13 protein-coding genes are annotated in these 25613 nt (G+C 48.6%); 12 read left to right on the plus strand and 1 reads right to left on the minus strand.

What is annotated here, in order from left to right:
* The first annotated feature begins 1 nt into the window (after window position 1).
* Genes gspE through GTW09_RS17685 form a run of 12 tightly spaced genes read left to right on the plus strand, consistent with a single transcriptional unit; the run spans window position 2 to window position 9791 of the window.
* A complete protein-coding gene (gspE, locus tag GTW09_RS07110) occupies window positions 2-1564 on the plus strand; it encodes a type II secretion system ATPase GspE (RefSeq protein WP_163111433.1) in 1563 nt (520 codons plus the stop codon).
* A gap of 1 nt (window position 1565) precedes the next feature.
* Complete coding sequence (gspF, locus tag GTW09_RS07115) at window positions 1566-2792, plus strand: type II secretion system inner membrane protein GspF (RefSeq protein ID WP_163111203.1); 1227 nt, start codon at window positions 1566-1568, stop codon at window positions 2790-2792.
* Entirely contained in the window at window positions 2792-3229 is a 438-nt protein-coding gene (gene gspG, locus GTW09_RS07120; protein ID WP_071980965.1) for a type II secretion system major pseudopilin GspG, read from the plus strand. Before gspF ends, gspG begins: the two co-directional genes overlap by 1 nt.
* A 7-nt stretch (window positions 3230-3236) precedes the next feature.
* On the plus strand, window positions 3237-3863 hold the full coding sequence (gspH, locus tag GTW09_RS07125) for a type II secretion system minor pseudopilin GspH (RefSeq protein WP_163111205.1): 627 nt from the start codon (window positions 3237-3239) through the stop codon (window positions 3861-3863).
* Complete coding sequence (gene gspI / locus GTW09_RS07130; protein WP_163111207.1) at window positions 3860-4258, plus strand: type II secretion system minor pseudopilin GspI; 399 nt, start codon at window positions 3860-3862, stop codon at window positions 4256-4258. The genes gspH and gspI overlap by 4 nt, the downstream gene beginning before the upstream one ends.
* A gap of 4 nt (window positions 4259-4262) precedes the next feature.
* A complete protein-coding gene (gspJ, locus tag GTW09_RS07135; RefSeq protein WP_163111209.1) occupies window positions 4263-4889 on the plus strand; it encodes a type II secretion system minor pseudopilin GspJ in 627 nt (208 codons plus the stop codon).
* Window positions 4889-5899, plus strand: a complete 1011-nt coding sequence (gene gspK, locus GTW09_RS07140; protein ID WP_163111211.1) for a type II secretion system minor pseudopilin GspK — start codon at window positions 4889-4891, stop codon at window positions 5897-5899. The genes gspJ and gspK overlap by 1 nt, the downstream gene beginning before the upstream one ends.
* Window positions 5899-7098: a type II secretion system protein GspL gene (gene gspL, locus GTW09_RS07145; RefSeq protein WP_163111213.1), complete on the plus strand. Its 1200-nt coding sequence runs from the start codon at window positions 5899-5901 to the stop codon at window positions 7096-7098. The genes gspK and gspL overlap by 1 nt, the downstream gene beginning before the upstream one ends.
* Window positions 7095-7574, plus strand: a complete 480-nt coding sequence (gene gspM, locus GTW09_RS07150; protein WP_071980970.1) for a type II secretion system protein GspM — start codon at window positions 7095-7097, stop codon at window positions 7572-7574. Before gspL ends, gspM begins: the two co-directional genes overlap by 4 nt.
* Window positions 7571-8326 (plus strand): type II secretion system protein N, encoded by a 756-nt coding sequence (locus tag GTW09_RS07155; RefSeq protein ID WP_163111215.1) that lies wholly within the window; start codon window positions 7571-7573, stop codon window positions 8324-8326. Before gspM ends, GTW09_RS07155 begins: the two co-directional genes overlap by 4 nt.
* Before the next feature lie 38 nt (window positions 8327-8364).
* Window positions 8365-9246, plus strand: coding sequence for a DUF945 family protein (locus GTW09_RS17680; RefSeq protein WP_275407089.1), 882 nt, complete (start codon window positions 8365-8367; stop codon window positions 9244-9246).
* Between the two features lie 53 nt (window positions 9247-9299).
* On the plus strand, window positions 9300-9791 hold the full coding sequence (locus GTW09_RS17685; RefSeq protein ID WP_275407090.1) for a DUF945 family protein: 492 nt from the start codon (window positions 9300-9302) through the stop codon (window positions 9789-9791).
* Between the two features lie 104 nt (window positions 9792-9895).
* Here the strand turns inward: GTW09_RS17685 and GTW09_RS07165 are convergent, their stop codons facing one another.
* On the minus strand, window positions 9896-25432 hold the full coding sequence (locus GTW09_RS07165; protein ID WP_163111216.1) for a BapA/Bap/LapF family large adhesin: 15537 nt from the start codon (window positions 25430-25432) through the stop codon (window positions 9896-9898).
* Window positions 25433-25613 lie beyond the last annotated feature (181 nt).

Genomic DNA, 25613 nt, shown 5'->3' on the forward strand with positions numbered 1-25613 from the left:
TATGTCAGGGCAAGACGAACAACTTACTCAGGCACTCGAAGCACAAGAAGAAGTACTAGAGGCCATGGGCGAAGATGATCTTCCAGAACAAGAAGGTGGGCCCAAACAGCTTTCTTTTAGTTTTGCAAAGCGAAACCAAGTGCTGCTGGAAGTAAACGAAACTCCTGCTGTTTTGTATTTTACCGAGAACACACCGTTTGACGTATTTGCTGAAGTGCGCCGCTTTTACGGCGAGCCTTTCGTGCCTAAATCGATACCCGCCGATGAGTTTGAAAGCTTTCTTACCACCGCTTTCCAGCGGGATAGTTCGGCTGCTAAACAGCTAATGGAAGATTTAGGCAATGAAAGCGACCTGTTTGCCCTTGCCGAAGATTTGCCTGATACAGAAGACTTACTTGATAGTGAAGACGACGCGCCAATTATCAAGCTGATTAACGCTATGCTTGGTGAGGCAATAAAAGAAGGTGCGTCCGATATTCATATTGAAACTTTCGAAAATCAATTGGTCGTACGCTTTCGTGTAGACGGTGTATTACGTGAAATACTGCGCCCTAATCGCAAGCTATCTTCCATGCTGGTGTCGCGAATTAAAGTTATGGCTAAGTTAGATATTGCCGAAAAGCGAGTACCTCAAGATGGGCGTATTACGCTGAGAATTGCGGGACGAGCAGTAGACGTTCGTGTATCTACCATGCCTTCTAGCCACGGTGAGCGAGTAGTACTACGTCTTCTAGATAAAAATAATGCGCGCCTAAACCTTGAAGATTTAGGCATGACATTAGAAAACCGCAATCACTTTTCTTCGTTAATTAGAAAGCCCCACGGCATTATTTTGGTTACAGGCCCTACCGGTTCAGGTAAAAGTACCACGCTTTATGCTGGTCTTAGCGAGATTAACTCTCGAGATAGAAATATCCTTACCGTTGAAGATCCTATCGAATTCGATTTACCCGGCATTGGGCAAACTCAGGTTAACCCTCGTGTAGATATGACCTTTGCAAGAGGTTTACGCGCCATATTACGTCAAGATCCAGACGTGGTAATGGTGGGTGAAATTCGAGACATTGAAACCGCCCAAATTGCTGTGCAAGCCAGTTTAACCGGTCACTTGGTACTATCCACGCTGCATACCAATACCGCTGCTGGCGCCATTACGCGATTAGAAGATATGGGCATCGAGCCTTTCTTACTCTCGTCGAGTTTGCTGGCTGTGCTGTCGCAGCGCTTGGTTAGAACCTTGTGCAAAGAGTGCAAACAGCCTCACACGCCAGATGCATCACAGCTGGAAGTATTAGGCTCTGCTGCTAATGCCGACACGGTTATTTATACGCCCCGCGGATGTGCTGCTTGTAATCAAACCGGCTATCGCGGTCGAACCGGTATTCATGAACTACTGCTTGTTGACGAACGAGTACGGGAAATGATGCACGAAGGGGTGGGTGAACAAGCTATCGAACGTCACATAAGAGCCACCACACCTAGCATACGAGAAGACGGCTGTAGAAAAGTGCTGTCTGGAGTAACCTCCCTTGAAGAAGTATTACGAGTAACGAGGGAAGACTAATATGGCAGCGTTCGCTTATAAAGCGGTCAATGCCCGCGGTAAAAATGAAAATGGTGTGCTTGAAGGTGACAATGCTCGCCAGGTTCGCCAGCAGCTGCGCGAGAAAGGCTTAATCCCTCTTGACGTAGAGCAGGTTGCCGAACGCGCCCAAAATAATAGCGCTGGGTTTAACTTTACGTTGTTTAAACCGCGTATCTCAGCCTCTGACCTCGCGCTTCTCACTCGCCAAATGGCCACTCTTGTAGAATCTGCACTTCCTGTAGAAGAAGCACTGCTGGCTGTTGCTGAGCAATGTGAGAAGCCTCGTCAGAAAAATATGATGATGGCGGTTCGCAGTAAAGTAGTTGAAGGCCATGGCTTAGCCGACGCTCTTGCGGAATTTCCGAGCGTATTCGACGACCTATATCGCTCTATGGTAGCGGCAGGCGAAAAATCGGGACACTTAGACACAGTATTAAATCGCTTGGCTGATTACACTGAGCGGCGCCAGCAAACGCGTAGTCAAATTACTCAGGCACTGGTGTATCCGTCGCTAATGCTGTTCTTTGCAATGGGCATTGTTCTGCTATTGCTTACCGTAGTAGTACCCAAAATTGTGGGGCAATTCGACCACATGGGTCAGGACCTTCCCGGCATAACGCAGTTTCTTATATCACTCAGTACTTGGCTGCAAAACTACGGCCTGTTGATGCTTATCGCCATTGCGGTGCTCATTGTTATCTTGCAGCGGGTTTTACAACAAAAGTTAATGAAACTGCGCTATCACAAAGCGCTTTTAAAAGTACCGCTCATTGGAAAGGTTACTAGAGGCCTTAATACAGCTAGGTTTGCACGTACGCTAAGTATTCTTAGCGCCAGTGCAGTGCCGCTTTTAGAAGCCATGCGAATTTCAGGCGATGTACTTGAAAACCAGTACATAAAAAATCAAGTAGCCGATGCTGCCATTAACGTTAAAGAAGGCAGTAGCTTGCGTGCTGCACTAGATAACACAAAAATATTTCCACCCATGATGATGCATATGATTGCGTCGGGTGAGAAGTCGGGTGAATTGCAACAAATGCTTGCCCGAGCCGCAGATAACCAAGATAGGGAATTCGAGTCGCTTATTGGTGTCTCACTGAAGGTATTTGAGCCCTTACTGATAGTCACAATGGCAGGAATAGTTTTGTTTATCGTAATGGCAATTCTGCAGCCAATTTTAGCATTGAACAACATGGTGAATATGTAATGAAATCTTTAAAACGTAGTTCTGGATTCAGTTTAATTGAAGTAATGGTAGTGCTGTTGATTATCGGCATTATGGCATCAATGGTTGCGCCTCAAATATTGGGCAACCAAGAAGAGGCACAGCTTAAGAAAGCGGCCGTAGATATTCAGCAAATGGAGAGTGCGCTGGAAATGTATAAGCTTCGCAATAACCGTTTTCCTACAACTGAACAAGGTCTTGATGCCTTAGTAACAGCACCGACGGTGGATCCGATTCCTCGTAATTATCCAGAAGGCGGGTTTATAAAACGCTTACCTGAAGATCCTTGGGGCAACCCCTATGCGCTAATAAGCCCAGGAGAACTTGGTGTGGTGGACATATTCTCTAACGGCCCAGATGGTGAACCAGGTACCGACGACGACATCGGCAACTGGAATATCAACGAATATCTTAACTAAGTACGTTATGTATCATAGTGGCAATACTCATTTAAGAACGAAGGGCTTCACTCTATTAGAAGTCATGTTGGTATTGCTACTTATGGGTCTTGCTGCTGGCTACGTTATGTTTAACGCTTTCGGTGCCAGCAAGTCAGACTTACTAAAGAGCCAAGCACAACGGCTACAAGTTATCGTAGATATGGCAAGCGACTTTGCCGTGCTTAATCAGCAGCAACTTGGTGTGCGTGTTGAGCAGGACGACAGCGAATATTACTTCGTTTATCTAGACGATAACGATGAATGGCAGCGTATTGAAGATGAGAAGGTATATGGTGAGCACACCCTACCCGAGCCTTTCACGCTCACTCTCAATTTAGATGATTTACCTTGGGTGGTTGAAGACAGACTATTCGACAGAGAATTGTTCGACGAAACCTTAAGCGTGTCTGAAGACGGCGTAGAAATTGGTAGCGAAGAAGATAAAAAGCTACCTCCACCGCAAATATTAATTATGTCGAGCGGCGAAATAACGCCCTTTACGCTGTCGTTCAATTACGACGGTGACGAAGGTGATGACCCGGTTTATTTTAGTCTTCAAAATAAAGACTTACCGCCGCTCTTTCTTGAGGGACCATTGGAGCGACCACTATGACTTTGTCGCTACATTCTTTACGCCGCAAGCAACAAGGCCTTACGCTTCTTGAGGTTATGGTTGCCCTGCTAATTTTTGCACTCACCGGCACTGCTATATTAAAAGCCGCTGGCGATCACTTATCTAGCGTAGGTCAAATTGAATCGGTTACCTTTGCGAACTGGGTTGCTAGCAATCGTTTAAATCAGCTACAACTTGAAACTACATGGCCGCCTAAAAACAATTTAAAAGGCTCTATGGAAATGGCCGACAGAACTTGGTTTTGGCAACAAAAAGTAACCAAGACTAACGATGCCGACCTTCGCTCGGTAACAATCTCTGTGGGCGAAGACCAAAATTACGCAAGTAGTGTGACCTCTGTCACTACCTTCGTCGCCAAACCAACGAAGAGTTAATACGATGCAGCGCGGTTTCACACTCATTGAAATACTTGTCGCTATGGCGATTTTTACGCTTATTGGCTTGGCCTCTACCGGCTTACTGACCACCGTTATAGATAGCAATACGCTGTCACAAGAACGTTTTGAAAAGCTTCAGCTACTGCAGCGCGCTATGGTGACCATTGAGCGAGATATTCAGCAAGCGGTATCTCGTTCGGTTCGGGTAGAAGGAGAGAAGCGTGAAATTGTTATGGCGGGGGGAGAAGTCGAGGGAAGTGACGATGATGGCATAGGCTTTGTGCGCGGAGGCTGGCATAACCCTCAACTTATGTTACCAAGAAGCACACTCCAATATGTAGCTTACAGACTTCGCGACAACCAGCTTGAGCGTCTGTACAGTAACTATGTTGATAACGTTATTGGTTACGAGCCCAAAGTGCGTGTGCTGCTAGATGAAATAGAAAGCTTTAAGGTTGAGTTCTTAGCTGGCAACAATAGTTCATCCACGGTTGAAGAAGATGACGACATAAAATGGAGCGAAAGTTATCAGGGCAAGGTACTGCCTCGTGCTGTGGCCATTGAGTTTGTGAGTAAAGACTTTGGCTTGTTACGCCGCGAGTTTACCTTGATATCGGGTAACTCGTAATGAGACGTTCTGTGCCTCAATCACCCGCCAATCAGAAGGGCGTTGCCCTGATGATTGTACTGATGATAGTAGCCCTTGTTGCGGTACTTGCCACTGAGATGGGCACTAGGCTGCAACTTCAGGTGCAGCGAACCATGAATCTAAAAGATAACAATCAGGCTTACTGGTATGCCATGGGGGCTGAGGCGTTTGCGAGAAAATCAATTAAAACGCTGATTGAAGAAACGCCAGAAAAAATATCTCTAGATCAGCCTTGGGCACAAGAATTCGCTTACCCTTTAGATGGTGGTGGACTAACCGCTAACTTAAAAGACTTACGGGCGTGCTTTAATCTTAATGCTATTGCTTCTGGCGCAACTAGTGCTGGCTCAAATAATTCAGGCAACACAACAGAAGCGATGGATGCCTTTAGCAATATGCTACTGGCCTTGGGTATCGACGGTTTAGATTCCTATACCGCAGAGACGCTTAGAGACAGTCTTGCCGACTGGGTAGACGAGGACGATAACCAGCGGCCCTATGGCGCTGAAGACAGTGAATACGAATCTCGGGAGTATCCTTATTTAGCGGCAAACGGACCTATTGCGTCTATCAGCGAATTGCGCATTATTAACGGCGCATCGCCTCAGTGGCTAAACAACGTTCTTTCGCTGGTGTGTGTCATACCGGATAACGTAGAGCTAAAAGTGAACGTTAATACCCTTGATGATGACAAAGCTCCTTTGCTAGCGGGATTAACCGGGCTAGATTTACAACAAGCTACCAGCTTATTGTCTAGCAGACCGCAAGACGGCTGGGACGAAGTGGAAGACTTCTTAAACGAACCATCTATTCAGGCACTAAGCCTATCAAATACCCGAAGGGACTGGTTTACGGTTAAATCAGAATACTTTATTTTGCATACAAAAACTCAATACAATAAAGCAACATTTAAGCTTTCCACCGTGTTTCAAGCAAGCACAGATAGTGGCGTTACTATATTGAAGCGCGAGTTCGGAGGAACACAATAATGGAACAACTACTGGTACGGTTGGGCGCAAACAAAAGCGACCCGGTAAGCTGGCTGGTTTACTCAACCACAGATGACGACATCATTGCATCTGGCGAGTTAGAGAATGCTGATGCACTGTCGACGCTTAATGAGCGTACGGGACAGCGAACAGTAATTGCGCTAGCCCCTAGCAGCGAGATCTTGCTGAAGTGGGTAACCTTGCCTCCGCGCGCTGGAAGAAAGGTGATTGCAGCACTTCCTTTTATGTTAGAAGAAGAGCTAGCCACGGATATCAGTCAGCAGTTCTTTGCCTTGGGCCCTAAAATAGGCAATGAACAGGCAGTGGCGGTTGTAAGTCACGAAAAACTCCAGCAGTGGCAGCAGTGGCTTGGAGAAGCTGAGCTGTTTTGTGACACCATTATTCCAGATGTGCTTGCCGTTCCCCATACCGAAGACGGTTGGTCAGTACTTACTTTAAGCGAACAACTGCTAGTAAGACAAGATAACTTTAAAGGTATTCAAGGAGAACAAGAGTGGCTGTTGCCTACCCTTGCTCACTTTACCTCGCAGCATGAAACACCGGTAAAGGTGACTAATTTTGCGGGTATCGATCTTTCAAACCTGCCTAATATTGAAGAAACAGAAACGCCGCTAGAGCTTCCTATGCAGGTACTTGCTAAGGAGGCTATGACGACAAGCTTTAATTTGTGTCAGGGTGAATACAGAATTAAACGCAAGCGCAGCAGCGCTTTATCTCAATGGCGAGTTGCTGCAGTGCTTGCTGTGCTTGTGCTGTGTACCAGCCTAATTGATAAAACAGTTTCGCTGTATCAGTTAAAATCTCAAAACGAGGCCTTGCGAACTCAAATTAGCGACACTGTAAAACGCGGCTTCCCTAATATTGGCGCTTATCGCGACGTTCGCCGCAAACTGCAAAGCGAAATGGCTAAGCTAGAACAAAGCGGCGGCAATGCCTCTATGTTAGTGATGCTCGACCAACTCTCTCCAGCTTTTTCAGCAACGGGCGTTAAACCTCAAACTCTTAGGTTTGACGCTAGCCGCACAGAAATTCGTATTCAGGCAGAGGGTAAAAGTTTTGAGGCACTCGAAAAATTCAAAAAATCTGTAGAACAAGCTGGCTTTTTGGTTGAGCAAGGTGCAATTAATAATCGCGATAGCGGTGTAATAGGCACAGTTTCTATTAGGAGTACATCATGAACGCGTTATTAGAAAGATACAAAGCGCTCACAGAACGCGAGCAAAAACTGGTTATCTTGTCTGGTGTTTTCATTGTTATCGCTCTGTTTTATTTTGCTATCTGGTCTCCGCTTAATAATGCGCTGGCCCAGCAGCAAAAGTTGCTCGACAACCAACAATCGCTGCTTGTGTGGGTAAAAGACAGTGCAGCGCGTGCCCAACAGCTTCGCAGAGTTTCTGGTTCAGAAAAGAACTTTTCAGGCTCATTGCCGCAAGCAGTAAATCGCACTACTGCCAAGCACGACATTGCCATTTCCCGAATGCAGCCGCAAAATGACGAGCTTCAAATTTGGGTTGATCAAGCCCCCTTTAATGATGTGCTGGAATGGCTAAAGTCTATGGAAAACATGGGGGTAGTGATTTTACAAGCTGATATCACAACGGCCGATGCCGAAGGGTTTATCAAAATTCGCCGATTACGATTAGGTAAAGCATGAAGTCAAAAATAAGCTGGGTATTAGGTGGAATAGTTGCATTTTTATTGTTCGCTATTGCTTATATGCCCGCAGTTCACGTTATTGGACGCGTTACATTACCGCAAAATGTTTCTATTGAAGGGGTTAGTGGAACCTTATTTTCAGGTAAAGCACAAACAGTGGTGGTTAATGGTCTACCCATTAACAGCTTTAGATGGGACCTTAACCCGCTCTATATGCTAATTGGGCAAGTTAATCTGGATGTGAAAGCTGGCAACGTTCGCGATAAAAACGAGATAGCGTTTACAGGCCCCATCACCACTGGCTTGTTTAGCCAAAAAACCGTGAGCACCGAGGCGTTTACGCTTTATTTGCCCGTTGACAGAGTGCTGGCGCAAGTTCAACTTCCTTTACCTGTAAATGCTGGAGGACGCTTTAAAGTTGAGCTTGACGAACTCCATTACGGGCCAAGCTGTCGCTCTTTGTCTGGCACAGGAGATTGGCTTAACGCCACAGTAGCGGGAACCAAAGGCCCTATCGACTTTGGTACATACTCAGCTAAGCTGCGCTGTGAAGGCGAAGATATCGGCATTACCGTGAGTGAACCAAACATGCTGGGATTGTCTATCAACGCTACCGTTGCGGCAAACATGAAGCAATTTCAGGTATCAGGCAAATTTAAGCCCGACGACAGCTTACCAAACGAAGTGCACCAGGCTGCCCGTCTTTTTGGACAGCCCGACGCAGATGGCTATACCCGTATAAAGCTGTAATTTTTTGACTGTAAATAATAAGGACAAGGGACTGTAATATGAATAAAGCGTTTATTGTTGGAGCCGGTGTAACTCTCGCGGGGTTATTAATAGCACCCACATTTGTGGGCAATAGCGTAGAATCGCAAACTCGTTCCGCGATAGAAAAAATAGACGACCATCCGCTCTATTCAGCGAGTGTACTTTCCTATGACAAGGGCTGGTTTTCTAGCACTGCTACCATTGAACTCTCTCTAGAAATCGACACTTTGCTAGCCGCACAGCAGATAGACCCTGCGGAACAAGACACTCCAGATAAGCCTGTTGTTATTGCTAAAGTAAACGCATTTCACGGCCCCGTTTATTTTGGCGACGGCGTGGGCATTGCAAAAGTAAAATACAATGCGAGTGTTGATGGAAACATACTTCGCGGATATGTTACTTGGCAAGAAAATCAGCCGTTTTATTATAATGAAGGGAAAGTAGGCCTGTTTAACGGCCTGAGTTATACCGATACTATTCCCGCGTTAAAAGCGCTTGAAAATGACGGCGACATAGAATTCGTATTTTCTGGTTTTAACGGAGAAGCAAGCGACGAAGGTGGCGCAACTCGCTACATTGGCAGTAGTAAATCTGTTGAGATTAGTGGAGCGGGTTTCTCATTAGGCATGTTAAATACTGCTGTTGATATGACCTATCACGGTGACTTTATGGCAGCGATAAGTGGAAAGCTTTTCGAATCAGATGCCGCCCTGACCGCAGAGCAAATAGAGTTCTCAGACAGTACAGACACGAATGTCATTATTGATGCTTTGCGTATGATCACTACTACCGACATAGATGAACAAGCTAACACTGCAGATATTTATCTTGAATATGCCGTTGATGACATCAAAGGCGCGGCCCAAGAGGCTTCTGACATTGCAATTGTATTGCAGTAAACAATCTCGATATAGATTTCATTGAAGCTTATCAAGAATTTAGCAATGCATCGTTGATGGTTCCAAGCGAAGATTTGCCTGAAAAGCTTCAGGTGTTTATCAAAGATAATTTATTGCAGCAGCTGCAAACAGAGCCCGAGATTAATATTAAAAAGCTAGCTATGACGCTTCCAGAAGGGAGTATTAAGGGTACAGCAAACTCGAAGTTGACCGGCATAACCTCACTGCCTGAAACCATGGAAGATGTTGCTTATTGGGTATCTCATCTATTAATGGATGCACAAATTAGCGCCGACAAAGCGTTCGTTGAAAGCATGGCTTCAGGGTACATGGTAGCTGAGCTTGCTGCAAACCCGCAAACCCAAGGTATGACTGCCGATGAGCTTAAGAGTGCAGCGGATCAGCAGGTACCAATGGTGCTTGATTCATTCGTTCAACAGGGCCTTTTAAAGGAAACCGAACAGGGCTTTGAAACATCATTTGCATTGAAAGACGGAACAGCAACCATAAATGGCACCGAGGTACCTCTCCCATTTGCCCAATAGTGGCCAGTAAAATTAAATAATAGGGGCACATCTCGATCTGTGCCCCAGTAAATCGTCAGCATCAAACGCCCTATGATAGAACAATGCGCTTCACGGTGACTTAATCAAATATCCGTTGATGGAAGTTTATCAATCGCCGTTTTTAATATTTCAGACTCGGTAGAATACGTCGCGCTTAATTCGGTAGAGCTCTCATTTGGCCTCCCCTCTGCGAACGCACCTGACTCTGCTACAAGTTCGTTATTGATATCATCGCCAGGCGTTGTAGGCTCGGTCTCTGGTAGTATTAATTCTTCTGGCGGTAGCTCAATGCCTACTAACTCTATATTAATTTCAGTTACAGGCCCGCCCGATATAATATCTTCTTCAGGAAGTGTTATCGTATCCTCAGGTTCATTCACTATTGGCGAAGAAACTTCAGGGATCAAAGTAATAACCCCCTCCTCCGGGGCTATCGGAGGCTGACCATCGATGTCGATAGGCTCCAAGTTAATTCGTGATAGGTCAATTGTTTGAGCGCCGTCAAAATCATCGCCCAAGGTGGAATCTACGCTGCTGGTTTCGCCTTCCGACAATTCTGTGAGGCTTGATGCATTTTCTACGAATACTGTTTCCTTGCCAAACATCGCAGGCAAAATTAACTCGCCTGGCGGCAGCTCAATATTTACCGGCTCTCCTTTAACCACCGATTCAAACCCGTAGGATAAAATATCGCTTTTAGGAAGGGTTATGGAATAATCGAGGTCACGTAAATCCTGGGATGGGATTTCAGGAGTGAGAGAAATCGTATTTTCACCAAGGTTAATTGGAAGTCTAACGCTTGTGTCGATACGATTTACGTTCACATTTGATAAACCGAATGCTCTGACACCAGCAAAATAGTTACCCAAGGTAATATCTATGCTGCTACTAAGCCCGTGTTCCGATAACATCATGAGATCAGAGTTGAACTCTTGACGCAATTCTTCTGCTATAGAAACATAAGATTCATTTGATGTATCTTCTTTCGTCGTTAGACTATGAGCGTCTGTTTCTTCAGATGCTTCACTGCTGAGGCCATCTGAACTGCTCACAGTCTCTGATGAGCTAGTAACTGCCCCCTCTGAAACTCCCTCGCCCGATGCCGTTACAAACACGCTCAATTCAGCTTCTTCTACGGTACCATCGGGGTACTCAATACGATAAGTGAAGGTATCAGTAAGCGTGCCATCAAATACTACTAGTGAATTATCGGGAGTGTAGGTGTACGCACCACTCTCGTCAATTTGCAGCGTGCCATACTCACCGATTAACGTTATGCCCCCTGTGGCGTCTTGGAAGTTGATACCATCAGTTGATACGGTTACATCGTATGTTGTACCAAACAGAACATCGTTTTCGAACAGATTACCTGTGGCGGTTTGTACGCCGCTAACTTCAAACTGATCGAGGTAATTGACGGTAGAAGATAGGTCTACACTAATGCTGCCTGTTACGCCAAGGCCAGTCGTACCGCTCATCGACAAACGGTATAAACCTTCAGCTAATCCGTTGACGGTAAGCACAGTATCGCCATCAATGCCTAATAAGCTAACTAGCTCGCCGTTTGGAAACACTCTAAAAGGTTCCCATGCTCCGTTTATAAACTTCTCTACGGTAACAGTAAGGGATGAAACCAGTGACAACAAGCTGCCATTGTCAACGTTTAATGTGATATCTTGAGTGGTATTTGCTGCTACCGCAAAAGTACTGCTGGTATCACTAAAGCTACCTCCAAGCCCTAGCAAATAGCTATGTGAGAGCGCATCTATGTCACTTGGACCAGCTTCAGATACAAAGTCATACGTCAATTCAGCACGGGCCGAGTCAGCGGAAATTCCTTGTCCAGACAGATTAAAGTTCAAGTTTGCAGTAGACGTATTGGTTCCGTCTGAGATGGTGTAGCTAAAACTATCTGTGCTGCCTAAGCCGTCGCGCACGCCGTTAGCTACATAGGTGTAGCTACCGTCTTCAAAGATAGTGAGGTCGCCATAGTCACCTGAAATAGTAATGCCCGACAAGCCTGTACCTAATACGGTAACCGATTCCCCATTGGTATGGGTAACTTGCGTCACTACGCCGCCTTCAGCAATGCTATCTGCAACATCACCTGTATTAGCAGCGTCAATGACATTTCCTGACGTTGTGGTGCTGCCTTCAAAGGCGTATTCAGTAAGTGTTGAAGTTATGTCGGTAGATTGTAGTAAAGTAAGTGTATTACTCAGCAATGCCGCTGCAACAGCGTCTAATGCAGCATCTACCAATGTACCCAACCCTAGTAGATTAAGCCCGTTCGTAATAGTACTTACTAAGTCGCCGGCGCCTATGGTATCAGCAGTACTTAAGGCTGGCTCGAGAATAAGATTTCGTACAACTGTACCCAAACCCAGACCATTGAGAACACTCGCGTTAGTACCGTTTAGTGCGTCTTCAACAGCAGTAAGTACGACTTCTTGGTTTTCTTCTCCAAGAACGACACCGCCATTTCCTAACTCAGTTAAGGTAATCGAGCCGTCACCATCTTGATCAAGCAGAGACTCGAGTACACTATCATCGTTGCGAACTACAACGGTATATTCACCAGCTGGAAGCCCTGAAAACTTAGCAACAAGTATATCGTCACCTGTCAACCCGATAAGGTTTACGCCTGCTACATCACCTATTAAAGGGTTATCTGGTGTCATGGCCGTGGCGACCACGTTGCCATCTGCATCAATAATATCAACACGATACGCATCAGCGACTGCGACTAACGCTGTTTGGCTAACTTCTACAACCACTTCGCCAAAGAAACCAGCATCAACGGTAAGCGTTGTGCTAGCCTCTGGCGACCCTCCTGCTGGTGAGCCTTCGGCTAAGCCAATGACTTGGAAGTCACTATCGGTAACTGGGGCGTTCACAATGGCGGTTTGTGCGCCTAGCTCCATATCATTGTTATCGGTTTGGGCTACTACTGGTGGGAAGTCGCTGCCAGAAATGGTAATAGTAAGTGCCGCAATATCAGAAGTTTCACCATCTGATAAGGTGTAGTTAAACACTTCGTCCTGGCCAATTGCGCTACGGTCACCATCGGCGGTGTAGGTGTACGTACCGTCTGCAGCTATTTCTAATACGCCATAGTTACCTTGAATAGTAACCGTACCTGAAGCAGGAACCACAACACTGTCACCAGACGCGTTAGTAACAAGCGTCACTTGAGCACCGTCTAGAATGGTATCAGCACCCACGCCACCTAAATCGCCGTCGATTAGGTTACCTTGGGCAACCGTTTCGCCGGTGTAAGTGTACTCTGTCAATGTGGTGGTAATGTCAGTGTCTTGCAATAGGGTAAGCGTATTGCTGAGCAATGCATCGGCAAGTACTGTTAGTATATCGTCCAATGAACTAGTTAATCCGAGGTCGTCAAGAGGACCTGTCAAAGCTCCTGCAAGATCTCCCGCGCCAATTACGGTCGTTGTGTCCAGAAGCGTTTCTAATACGCCCCTGACTTGTGTGCCAACCGTTCCTGGTAAGATACCTAGAATACCGCCGTTTAATGTCGTCTCAACAGTATCTAGAACAGATGTTTGATTATCTGGCCCCAGAACTACACCAGCCGTGCCTAATTCATCTAAATTAACGTCGCCATTGCCATCGCTGTCCAATAACTCTTCTAGGGTATTTTCATCGTTGCGTACCACCACGCTGTAGTTACCTGCAGCTAAACCTGTCAGTGAGAATGAGATGGTTTCGTCACCCGTGACGTTGAAGATGTCCAAACCACCAACGTCTGCAAGCTGTGAATTAGCGCTCACTCCTTGGTAAACAAGCTGGCCGTTTTCATCGTATACCTCAACGATATAAGCGTCGGCAACGGCGACAAGCGCAATCTGTTCTACTTCTACGAACACTTCGCCGACATTATTAGGCGAAACAGTAAAGATGGCACTTGCATCGACGCCCCCAGTTGACTCAGCTAAGCCAATAACCTGAACGTTGCTTGTGGTTTCTGGTGGATTGACCGTGACCACCGGTTCACCCATATCAATGGTGTTACCGTCGTTTATAGCATCGAGGGCTTGAACGACGACATTTTGGCTCGCTGTGCTTGCCGAGTTACCTGCTTCGTCTGTGACTGTTGCCACCACCGCGTAGGTACCTGCTGGTAGCGTTGTGCCTGTTAAATCAAGGCTCCAATTACCGCTGCCATCAATGGTAAGTTCAGGGTCAGTGCCAAAGGTATAGGATGTGCCATCAACGGTAACGGTTAGGGTAGTATTGTCACCAAGGTCAACCGTTCCATTAAAGATTAGCGTGCTATCGCTAGTAATAAAGTCTCCAGCCACCCCAGAGTCGTTTGAGATACTGTCGAACGTTACTGTCTGGCCGTTATTGTTTTCATCAATACTGGTATCGATAACAACTGTACCTGTGTCAGTTGCAACATTGCCTACCGCATCTGTGGCGGTTACCGTTGCCGTGTAATTGCCTTCCGCAAGCAGGGCGACGATATTATCAGCCAGCGTCCACGTGCCATCTCCATTATTGGTGGCGGTGTAGTCATTACCGTCAATGGTTACTACCACAACTGCGTTCGGATCGTTTACTGTACCAGTGAGTTCAGGCGTGGTGTCGTTGGTGGTTAGATCGTTTATTCCAACGGTAGGCGCGGTGGTATCAATCACCACTGTACCAGTATTTGTGACAGTGTTGCCTGCGGCGTCTGTTGCCGTCACTGACGTTGGATAGCTGCCTTCTGCAAGGGCCGCAACTACATCATCCGCCAATGTCCAAGTGCCGTCACCGTTGTTGGTAGCGGTGTAATCATTGCCGTCAATCGTTACCACCACAACCGCATTCGGATCGTTCACCGTACCGGTAAGTTCTGGTGTGGTGTCGTTGGTGGTTAAATCGTTTATCGCAACGGTAGGTGCAGTGGTATCGATGACGACCGTACCTGTGTTGGTGACCGTGTTGCCTGCGGCGTCTGTTGCCGTCACTGACGTTGGATAGCTGCCTTCAGCGAGCGTGGCGACTACATCATCGGCTAGCGTCCATGTGCCGTCACCGTTGTTAGTAGCGGTGTAATCATTGCCGTCAATGGTTACTACCACAACTGCGTTCGGATCGTTCACTGTACCAGTGAGTTCAGGCGTGGTGTCGTTGGTGGTTAGATCATTTATTGCAACCGTAGGCGCGGTGGTATCAATCACCACTGTACCCGTGTTGGTTACCGTGTTGCCTGCGGCGTCGGTCGCAGCAACTGTTACGGTATAAGTGCCCTCAGCTAGGGTTGCAACCGCATCATCGACAAGCGTCCATGTGCCGTCACCGTTATTGGTAGCGGTATAGTCGTTGCCGTCAATGGTCACCACCACAACCGCATTGGGGTCGTTCACCGTACCGGTAAGCTCAGGCGTAGTGTCGTTGGTCGTTACATCATTGATGGTTACGACAGGTGCTACTGCGTCTACCGTGTCAGATGCAGGCCCACTTGTGTTGCCCGCTTCATCGGTTGCTGTTGCCGTTACTACAACTCCATCTGCTAATGGTGTATCTGGCGTTACGCTCCAATTGCCGTCACTATCAGCGATGACGGTGAAATCTGGCGTTCCGTCTCCGTCTACATCCACATTTACCTTAGAGCCCGCTTCGGCTGTGCCGGTAATTTCAGTGCCGTTGCCCGCTTCAACGGTAGGCGCTGCTGGTGCTGTGGTATCAATAACCACTGTACCAGTATTCGTACCCACATTACCTTCTGGGTCGGTTGCAGTAACCGTTGCGGTATAGCTACCTTCAGCAAGTGCCGCCACCGCATCGTCAGCCAGTGTCCACGTGCCATCACCGTTATTGGTGGCGGTATAGTCGGCACCGTTGATGGTAACAACCACCGTGGCTGTTGGGTCGTCAACGGAACCAGTAAGCGCCGGTGTTGTATCATTAGTCGTTAAATCGTTGAAGGTAACGACTGGCGCAGCCGCGTCAACCGTGTCTGAGGCTGGGTTGCTAATGTTACCCGCTGCGTCAGTTGCCGTTACGGTCACAATTACGCCATCGGCAAGCGGTGTATCAGGCGTAATGCTCCAATTACCGTCGCCATCAGCAATGACGGTGAAATCGGGCGTGCCGTCACCATCCACGTCCACATTTACGGTGGCGCCTGCTTCAGCGGTACCGGTAATTTCGGTGCCGTTACCCGCATCCACAGTAGGTAACGCAGGTGGTGTAGTATCAATCACTACCGTTCCTGAATTTGAACCCACATTACCATCGGCATCTGTGGCAGTAACGGTAGCGGTATAGCTACCATCTGCAAGTGCCGCCACGGCATCGTCAGCCAGCGTCCAACTTCCATCGCCATTGTTAGTTGCGGTGTAGTTCACGCCATCGATTGTTACTACTACGATAGCGCTTGGATCGTCAACCGTACCGGTTAGCTCTGGTGTAGCGTCATTAGTGGTTAAGTCATTGATTGCAACGACTGGTGCAACAGCATCTACTGTATCTGACGCTGGTGCACTGCCATTGCCAGCTTCATCAACCGCCGTTGCCGTAACAACCACGCCATCGGCCAGTGGAGTAGTGGGTGTTACTGACCAATTTCCATCGCCATCAGCGATGACGGTGAAGTCTGGCGTGCCGTCGCCATCCACGTCCACATTTACAGTTGCCCCTGCTTCCGCAGTACCCGTAATTTCAGTGCCGTTACCTGCATCGACGGTAGGCGCTGCTGGAGCAGTGGTGTCAATCACCACAGTGCCAGAGTTAGTTACGGTGTTACCGTCGGCATCAGTAGCAGTAACCGTAGCGGTATAGCTACCTTCAGCCAGCGCGGCAACGATATCGTCAGCCAGTGTCCAGCTGCCATCACCATTATTGGTGGCGGTGTAGTCAGCACCATTGATGGAGACAACCACCGTGGCGGTTGGGTCGTCCACCGAACCGGTAAGTGCAGGCGTGGTGTCGTTAGTCGTTAGGTCGTTAAAGGCAACGATTGGCGCAACAGCGTCTACCGTATCAGACGCCGGGCTACTCGTATTGCCAGCTTCATCGGTTGCTGTTGCTGTTACAACCACGCCATCCGCTAGCGGTGTAGTGGGTGTTACTGACCAGTTACCATCACCATCAGCAATTACTGTGGAATCAGGTGTGCCATCACCGTCAACGTCTACGTTTACGACAGCACCTGCTTCGGCTGTGCCGGTAATTTCGGTACCGTTGCCTGCATCAACAGTAGGCGCAGCTGGCCCGGTAGTATCGATAATGCCGCCATTTTCGTTGGCGGTTGCCGTATTGCCCGCGCCATCTGTTGCACTTGCGGTGACCGAATAATTACCTTCAGATAAGGCTGCTGGCACATCTACAGAGAAGGTGCCATTAGCTTGAACAATGGCGTCAAAGGTTTGCGTATTACCTGCACTATCGGTAACGCTGATGGATACAGTGCTGCCTTGCGCAATATTTGTAGTACCAGAAATGGTTGGTGTTGTGTCGTTTCCTGTACCAAGCGAGTCCAGGGTTAGGTTTGGTACGGCGGTATTGATATTGCCGCTGGTAGTATCAGACGCCGAGTTTCCAGCAGCATCAGTGGCGGTAGCAGTAACATCGAAGTTTCCGTCTGCCATTGCATTGGGCACGTCGGCGCTGAAATTACCGTTGCTGTCGACAATAGCCGTAAATGTCTGTTCTGCTCCCGCGCTGTCGATGACGGTTATGGTCACTGAACTGCCAGGGCTTAAATCGGTGCTGCCGGAGATCGTTGGCGTGGTATCGTTACCTGTGCCTTGTGCATCTAAATTGATTGTCGGCGCGGTAGTGTCTACGCTACCGTTTGTTTCAGTGGCAGTAGTCTCATTACCTGCTGGGTCTTGGGCAACGGCGGTAACGGTATACCCTCCTTCAGCCATGGCGTTTGGCACATCGGCCGAGAAACTGCCGTCTCCCTGAACGGTTGCATCGAAGGTTTGGCTTACACCTGCGTTATCCGTAACCGTAATCGTTACCGTAGCACCTGCAGGCAGGTCAGTATTCCCTGATATTGTAGGTGTAGTGTCACTGTCTGGGGCTAGTGTATCTAACGATAGAGTAGGGGCTGTTGTATCAATAATACCTGTGTTGTCTACGACGGTAGTGCTATTACCCGCTTCGTCACTCGCCGTGGCTTCAACACTGTATGCACCTTCAGTTAAAGGCGCAGGCACATCCACTGTAAAGTTTCCATTTACATCAACTGTAGCTGTGATGGTTTGAACATTTCCTGCGCTGTCAGTTACCACAAGCGTAACTTCACTACCCTGCGCTAGGTTTGTACTACCAGATAGGGTAGGCGTTGTGTCATTGCCTTCCTCAAGTGGCGTTAAGGTTAGTGATGGTGCTGTGGTGTCTATGCTTCCTGTATCACTCGCTGTCGCTGTATTACCTGCTTCATCACTGATAGTAGCGCTTACCGTGAAGTCGCCTTCAGCTAAATCCGTACCTGGGGAGATAGAGAAAGACCCATCGGCCTGCACCACTGCACTTAAGGTCTGGGTCGCACCATCGCTATCCGTTACCAAAATAGTGACCACAGCGCCCGCAGGTTCATCGGTTGTACCGGTAATGAGTGGCGTCGCGTCGTTAGTGGTATCGGCAACATCTATAGTAAGTGTAGGTACTAGAGTATCAACTACGCCTGCTTCGTTATCGGTTGTACTGTTGTTTGCTTCATCGGTGGCGGTTGCTGAAACAGTGAAGTTTCCTTCAGCCATCGCCGCTGGTACATCGGCAGAGAATACGCCGCCCGCGCCAACCAATGCAGAGAACACCTGGGTATTACCCGCACTATCAACAACAGTTATTTGCACTGTAGAACCTTGCGGTAAATCTACAGTACCGCTTATGGTTGGGGTTGAGTCACTAACTGTACCTGGCTCGTCCAGCGTAAGAACAGGTGAAATTGTGTCGATTACGCCGGTTTCAGCGTCGGACGCTGTATTGCAAGCTTCATCAACAACGGTAGCCTGAATTGTATAGGTACCCTCAGCCAAGGTGGCGGGTACGTCTACGCTGAAGGAGCCATCACCTTGTACGGTTGCTGTTAAGGTTTGTATATTACCAGCGTTATCGGTGATGGTAATTGAAACCGTGCTTCCAGCTGGCTGGTCTGTCGTGCCGCTAATGGTTGGTGTTGCATCATTGCCAACACCCGGATCAGCCACATCAATAGCCGGCGATGTGGTATCTACCACACCGCCAGTTTCAGAGTCAGAGCCCGTATTTCCGGCTCCGTCAGTCACCTCTGCTTCAACGGTATAACTACCTTCGGCCAAATTTGACGGTACGCTTGCGCTGAAGGTGCCATCTCCTTGTACTGTTGAAGTAAAGGTTTGAACTGCTCCAGCACTATCTGTCACTGTTAAGGTGACAATGGCACCAACTGACGCGTTAGTTGTGCCTGAAATAAGAGGCGTAGCGTCGTTTGTCTGGCCAAGGGCATCTAGGGTAATGTCCGGGGCGCTTGCATTAATATTGCCGTTATCCGTTACTGTCGTGCTATTGCCAGCAGCATCGCTCGCACTTGCTGTTACATCGTAATCGCCATCAACCAGCGCGCTGGGTACTTCAACTGAGAAAGTGCCATCCGCGTTTACCGTAGCGGTAAGGTTCTGTACATTACCGCCTGCATCGGTGACTACCAGTGTAATAGTTGCTCCCTCTGGCAAGTCGGTAGTACCGCTCAAAATTGGTGTTGCGTCATTGCCGCTGGCCACTGGATCTAAGTTGATAACAGGTGGGGTGGTGTCAACTGTGCCGTTGTTATCAACCGCTGTGTTTTGATTACCTGCATCATCAGTCGCCGTCACTTCTACTGTGTAATCGCCTTCAGCAAGGTCAACCGGCACATCAGCGCTAAAGCTACCATTCGCTTGAACGGTAGCAGTGAAAGTTTGCGTATTGCCCTGGTTGTCAGTCACGCTAATGCTTACAGTGTTGCCCGCAGCCAAGTCGGTGGTTCCCGATATAGTCGGTGTAGCGTCGTTGGTCAGGCCTTGTGCGTCTAAGGTTATGGTGGGGGCTGCTGTGTCTATGACACCGTTATTATCTATTGCCGTTACTGAATTACCCGCATCGTCAGTCGCAGTGACAGTCACACTGAAACTGCCCTCAGCTAAATCGGCAGGAACATCAGCACTGTAAGTGCCATCGTTTTGAACGGTTGCTGTGAATGTTTGGGTATTTCCAGCGTTGTCTGTCACGCTTATGCTAACCGTGTCGCCAGCATTGAGGTCTGTGGTGCCAGAGATAGACGGCGTTGCATCATTGCCAAGCCCTTGTGTATCGATGGTTATCGATGGGGCTGTGGTATCGATGTTACCGCCATTTTCGGTTACCGATGCACTGTTGCCAGCGCCGTCTGTGGCGGTCGCAGTAACAGAATAGTCACCTTCAGGTAAGCTCGCAGGAACATCAGCCGTAAAGCTTCCATCGCCTTGCACTATGGCACTGAATGTTTGTGTGTTTCCAGCACTGTCAGTCACAGTTAGCGTTACAGTGCTACCTGGCGCTAAGTCGGTATTACCTGAAATGGTCGGCGTCGTGTCGTTGCCCGACCCTAGAGGATCAAGGGATAGGGTAGGCGCGGCAGAGTTTATGTCGCCGCTCACTGTATCTGTAGCAGTATTGCCTGCAGCATCAGTGGCCGTTGCAGTAACGTCGAAGTTTCCGTCAGCCAAAGGATTAGGCACATCTGCACTGAAGTCGCCGTTAGCATCGACAGTTGCAGTAAACGACTGCACAGTGCCAGCGCTATCAGTTACTGTAATCGTTACTGTGCTTCCTGCGGCTAGGTCAGTATTTCCGCTAATGGTAGGCGTGTTATCGTTACCTATACCAAGCGGATCCAGAGTGATAACAGGCGCTGTGGTATCGACGCTACCACCCGTTTCTGAATCAGAACCTTGATTGCCTGCCGCGTCTTGCGCCGTTGCGGTAACCGTATAGTCACCTTCGGCCAGTGCAGTTGGCACATCCACACTGAAGTTGCCGTTTGCATCAACCGTTGCGGTAACAGTTTGGGTATTGCCTGCATTGTCGGTAATCAAAAGCGTAACGCTCTCACCTGCTGCTAAGTCGGTAGTGCCCGAAATGGTAGGCGTAGTGTTGTTATTTGAACCAAGCGCATCTAGTGAAATAACGGGGGCGACGGTATCGACGATACCGTTATTGTCGGTGACAGTAGCACTATTGCCGTTACTGTCAGTCGCGGCAGCGGTTACCGAGTAATCGCCCTCGGCAAGAGGTGCGGGCACATCGGCACTGAAATTACCGCTTGCGTCAACTAGTGCAGTAAAGGTTTGCGTTTTGCCGGCACTATCTGTGACTGAAAGCGTCACGGTTGAACCCGCGGGTAGGTCAGTCGTACCCGATATAGTTGGTGTAGTATCGCTAACCGTGACTTGCGCATCTAGCGTTAGCGCAGGGGCGCTAGTATCTAGGATTCCAGTATCGGAAGAGGTTGTTGTATTTCCTGCTTCATCTGTAGCGCTTGCGATTACGGTATAGCTGCCATAAGGCATAGCATTTGGTACGTCCGCGCTGAAGTCACCATTCGCGTCCACAATGGCGTCAAAGGTTTGCGTATTGCCTGCGCTATCTGTGACGGTTAACGTTACTGTGCTTCCCGGCGCTAAATCAGTGCTGCCCGATATGTTAGGCGTTTCATCGTTACCTGTACCTTGCGGATTTAGGGTCAGAACAGGGGCGCTGGTGTCAATATTGCCACCGTCTTCAGTTACGGTTGTTGAATTACCTGCATCATCTGTTGCAGTAACTTCGACGCTGTAGTCGCCTTCAGGCAGTGGAGATAATACTTCTGTAGCAAAGTTGCCATCTGCATCAACCAATGCGTTAATGGTTTGCGTGTCGCCATTGCTGTCAGTCACGGTGATCACAACAACAGCGCCTTCAGATAAATCTGTATTACCCGAAATAACCGGCGTAATGTCATTACCTGAATCTAACGGATTAACGGTAACAATTGGCGCTTGTGTATCAATACTTCCATTTGTTTCGTTCGCCGTCGCGGTGTTGCCTTGCGCATCGCTTACTGTTGCCGAAACGGTAAAGTCGCCTTCAGCCAGGGCGCTAGGCACATCGGCACTGAATGTGCCGTCTGCTTGCACGGCTGCTTGGAAACTTTGCGAGTTACCATTGGCATCTACCACAGTAATGGTAACCAGTGTGCCAGGTGCCACGTCGGTAGTACCTGTGATAGTAGGGGTAACATCGCTAGTAGCGCCTTGTGTATCAAGGGTTAATAGCGGCGCTTCGCTATCTACACTACCTGTTGTATTGGCATTCGCGGTATTGCCTGCACTGTCGGTTGCAGTGGCAGTAACAGTAAAGTCGCCGTCAGCTAGTGCATTTGGCACATCTACACTGAAGCTACCATTTGCATCGACCAAGGCATTGATAGTTTGCGTGTTTCCAGCGCTATCTGTAACGACAAGCGTAACCGTGCTTCCTTCAGGAAGGTCTGTTGTGCCTGAAAGTGTGGGTGTGGTGTCGCCCGTGCTGCCAGGATTTTCAAGGGTAAGCGTTGGTGCTGTGGTATCAATTTCACCTGTGGTATCGACAGTAGCCGTATTGCCTGCTTCATCGGTCACACTGGCATTAACCGTAAACTCGCCCTCGGCCAGTTCTGCTGGTACATCCACACTGTAAGTACCATCGGCCTGCACAACGGCGGTCACAGTTTGCGTGTTGCCCGCGCTGTCAGTAATGGTAAGGGTAACCGTGCTGCCAGGGGCAGCATCGGTGGTACCTGAAAGAGTAGGCGTGGTGTCGTTGTCGGTTGCTATGGTGTCGATAGTGATCGACGGCGCAGTAGTATCAATTTCACCTGTGATATCGGCGGTGGCGGTATTGCCTGCTTCATCAGTCACACTCGCGTTAACGGTGAACTCGCCTTCGGCCAGTTCTGCTGGTAAATCCACACTGTAAGTACCGTCAGTCTGCACAATGGCGGTCACGGTTTGCGTGTTGCCTGCACTATCGGTAATAGTTAACGTAACCGTACTGCCGGGGGCTGCGTCAGTAGTCCCTGACAGCGTTGGCGTGGTGTCATTACTGGTTGCCACTGGGTCGATAGTGATCGACGGTGCTGTGGTATCAATTTCACCTGTGGTATCGGCGGTGGCGGTATTGCCAGCCTCGTCAGTCACACTGGCATTAACCGTAAACTCCCCTTCAGCTAATTCAGCTGGTACGTCTGCGCTGTAAGTTCCGTCAGCCTGCACAATGGCGGTCACAGTTTGCGTGTTGCCCGCGCTGTCAGTAATGGTAAGGGTAACGGTACTGCCCGGTGTGGCATCGGTGGTACCTGAAAGGGTCGGCGTGGTGTCGTCGTCAGTAGCTATCGCGTTGATGGTGATTGTGGGTGCAGTGGTATCAATAATACCCGTGGTATCGGCGGTAGCCGTATTACCAGCCTCGTCAGTCACACTAGCGTTAACGGTGAATTCGCCTTCAGCTAATTCAGCTGGTACGTCTGCGCTGTAAGTTCCGTCAGCCTGCACAATGGCGGTCACCGTTTGCGTGTTACCTGCGCTATCGGTAATGGTCAACGTTACTGTACTGCCAGGGGCGGCATCTGTGGTACCTGAAAGAGTAGGCGTGGTGTCGTTGTCAGTAGCTATCGCGTTGATGGTGATTGTGGGTGCGGTAGTATCAATTTCACCTGTGGTATCGGCGGTTGCGGTATTGCCAGCCTCGTCAGTCACACTAGCGTTAACGGTAAACTCGCCTTCAGCTAATTCAGCTGGTACGTCTGCGCTGTAAGTTCCGTCTGCCTGCACAATGGCGGTCACGGTTTGCGTGTTGCCCGCGCTATCGGTAATAGTTAACGTAACCGTGCTGCCAGGGGCGGCATCGGTAGTACCTGAAAGGGTCGGCGTGGTGTCATTGTCGGTAGCTATGGCGTCGATAGTGATCGACGGCGCAGTAGTATCAATTTCACCTGTGGTATCGGCGGTGGCGGTATTACCAGCCTCGTCAGTCACACTGGCATTAACCGTAAATTCGCCCTCGGCTAATTCAGCCGGTACGTCCGCACTATAGGTACCGTCTGCTTGCACAATGGCAGTTACAGTTTGCGTGTTGCCCCCACTATCGGTAATAGTTAGCGTAACTGTGCTACCCGGTGTGGCATCAGTGGTACCTGAAAGGGTTGGCGTGGTGTCATTATCAGTCGCTATGGTGTCGATAGTGATCGATGGCGCCGTAGTATCAATCACGCCTGTGGTATCAGCGGTTGCTGTATTGCCAGCCTCATCAGTCACACTAGCGTTAACGGTAAACTCGCCTTCGGCCAGTTCTTCGGGCACATCTACACTATAGGTTCCATCGGCATGCACAATGGCGGTCACAGTTTGCGTGTTGCCCGCGCTGTCGGTGATAGTTAGCGTAACCGTACTGCCAGGGGCGGCATCTGTTGTCCCTGACAAAGTTGGCGTGGTGTCGTTATCCAAAGCTGGCGCATTAATAGTGATTGTTGGTGCGGTGGTATCAATAATACCCGTGGTATCGGCGGTAGCTGTATTACCCGCTTCATCGGTCACACTGGCGTTAACGGTAAACTCGCCTTCGACCAGTTCTTCGGGCACATCTACACTATAGGTTCCATCGGCCTGCACAATGGCGGTAACGGTTTGTGTGTTGCCCGCACTATCGGTAATAGTAAGGGTAACGGTACTTCCCGGAGTTGCGTCAGTGGTACCGGTAAGGGTTGGCGTGGTGTCGTTATCCAAAGCTGGCGAATTGATCGTAATTGAGGGTGCAGTAGCATCAATTCTTCCAGAGGTTGACCCATCAGCATTATTTCCGGTGGGCTCAAGTACTCTACCGTCTACCGTGAAATCGCCATCGGACAGTGCGTTTGGCACTTCTACAGTAAAAGTTCCATCACCTTGAACGATCGCGGTAACGATTTGTACGCTCCCTTCGCTATCTGCAATAACTAAGGTTACCGTACTGCCGGGAATGGCAGATGTTACACCTGAAATTATGGGTGTTGTATCGTTTGTAAGCCCGATAAAATCCAATGTTAATGAAACATCTTGCGCTTGCGCTCCTAAACCGGAAAATTCCCTAGGAACTATGCTCTCACCGTTATTAGCATTTTTATCAAATTGAAACCCAATAGGCTCTACTTCTTCAATGATGCGGTCAACGCGCACAAAGTTATTACCACCACCATTTGTGACGCCGCCATCGAGTCCTGCTGCTGTATCCTCTAACGACTCTAAAATATCCCCATCACCTTCAAGAACACTCAAAAAATCGGTATTGTTGGCTGGATTTTCTTCTACAGAGCCTGTGTCGTTGAGCAGTTCAGCTACCACGCTGACGCTTTCATCAAAGATTGCAAACTCATCGTCAGAATTAGAATCCTCAAAATCAAGTTGCAAAGGAAAAGCAAATGTCTGCCCTGCCGGAAGAGTTCGTAATTCACCATCAACACTAACGGTGACCAGGGAATCAGGCGATATAGTAAGCGTGTCTCCTTCTGCTATAACTATACCCGGTTTTGCTGCTATTTTGTCACCAGTTTCACTACGAACTAACTCTGCTTCACCAACTACCTTTGCAATGCTCACTTTAGCCATACGACTCTCTCGATAACTATTTTTTCGCTTTCATAAGAGCGTAGCAGGGCTTTTTTATCTCGTTACTGGACTGTGGTACGGGTAGCGCCTAGACATTGGTATACCTAGACATTGGTATAATTAATTGCAGCCAAATGCAGCAAAATCGTCTTTAAAACTCATCAATTAGGCTAAATTTCGC

This window comes from Alteromonas hispanica, from assembly GCF_010500915.1.
GTDB classification, from domain to species: Bacteria; Pseudomonadota; Gammaproteobacteria; order Enterobacterales; family Alteromonadaceae; genus Alteromonas; species Alteromonas hispanica.

Bases quoted from the DNA above. Each gene is read 5' to 3' on its own strand.
- gspL (WP_163111213.1), top strand. From the start codon at position 5,899: ATGGAACAACTACTGGTACGGTTGGGCGCAAACAAAAGCGACCCGGTA.
- gspE (WP_163111433.1), top strand. From the start codon at position 2: ATGTCAGGGCAAGACGAACAACTTACTCAGGCACTCGAAGCACAAGAA.
- gspK (WP_163111211.1), top strand. From the start codon at position 4,889: ATGAGACGTTCTGTGCCTCAATCACCCGCCAATCAGAAGGGCGTTGCC.
- gspJ (WP_163111209.1), top strand. From the start codon at position 4,263: ATGCAGCGCGGTTTCACACTCATTGAAATACTTGTCGCTATGGCGATT.
- gspI (WP_163111207.1), top strand. From the start codon at position 3,860: ATGACTTTGTCGCTACATTCTTTACGCCGCAAGCAACAAGGCCTTACG.
- gspM (WP_071980970.1), top strand. From the start codon at position 7,095: ATGAACGCGTTATTAGAAAGATACAAAGCGCTCACAGAACGCGAGCAA.
- GTW09_RS07165 (WP_163111216.1), bottom strand. From the start codon at position 25,432: ATGGCTAAAGTGAGCATTGCAAAGGTAGTTGGTGAAGCAGAGTTAGTT.
- gspF (WP_163111203.1), top strand. From the start codon at position 1,566: ATGGCAGCGTTCGCTTATAAAGCGGTCAATGCCCGCGGTAAAAATGAA.
- GTW09_RS17680 (WP_275407089.1), top strand. From the start codon at position 8,365: ATGAATAAAGCGTTTATTGTTGGAGCCGGTGTAACTCTCGCGGGGTTA.
- gspH (WP_163111205.1), top strand. From the start codon at position 3,237: ATGTATCATAGTGGCAATACTCATTTAAGAACGAAGGGCTTCACTCTA.
- gspG (WP_071980965.1), top strand. From the start codon at position 2,792: ATGAAATCTTTAAAACGTAGTTCTGGATTCAGTTTAATTGAAGTAATG.
- GTW09_RS07155 (WP_163111215.1), top strand. From the start codon at position 7,571: ATGAAGTCAAAAATAAGCTGGGTATTAGGTGGAATAGTTGCATTTTTA.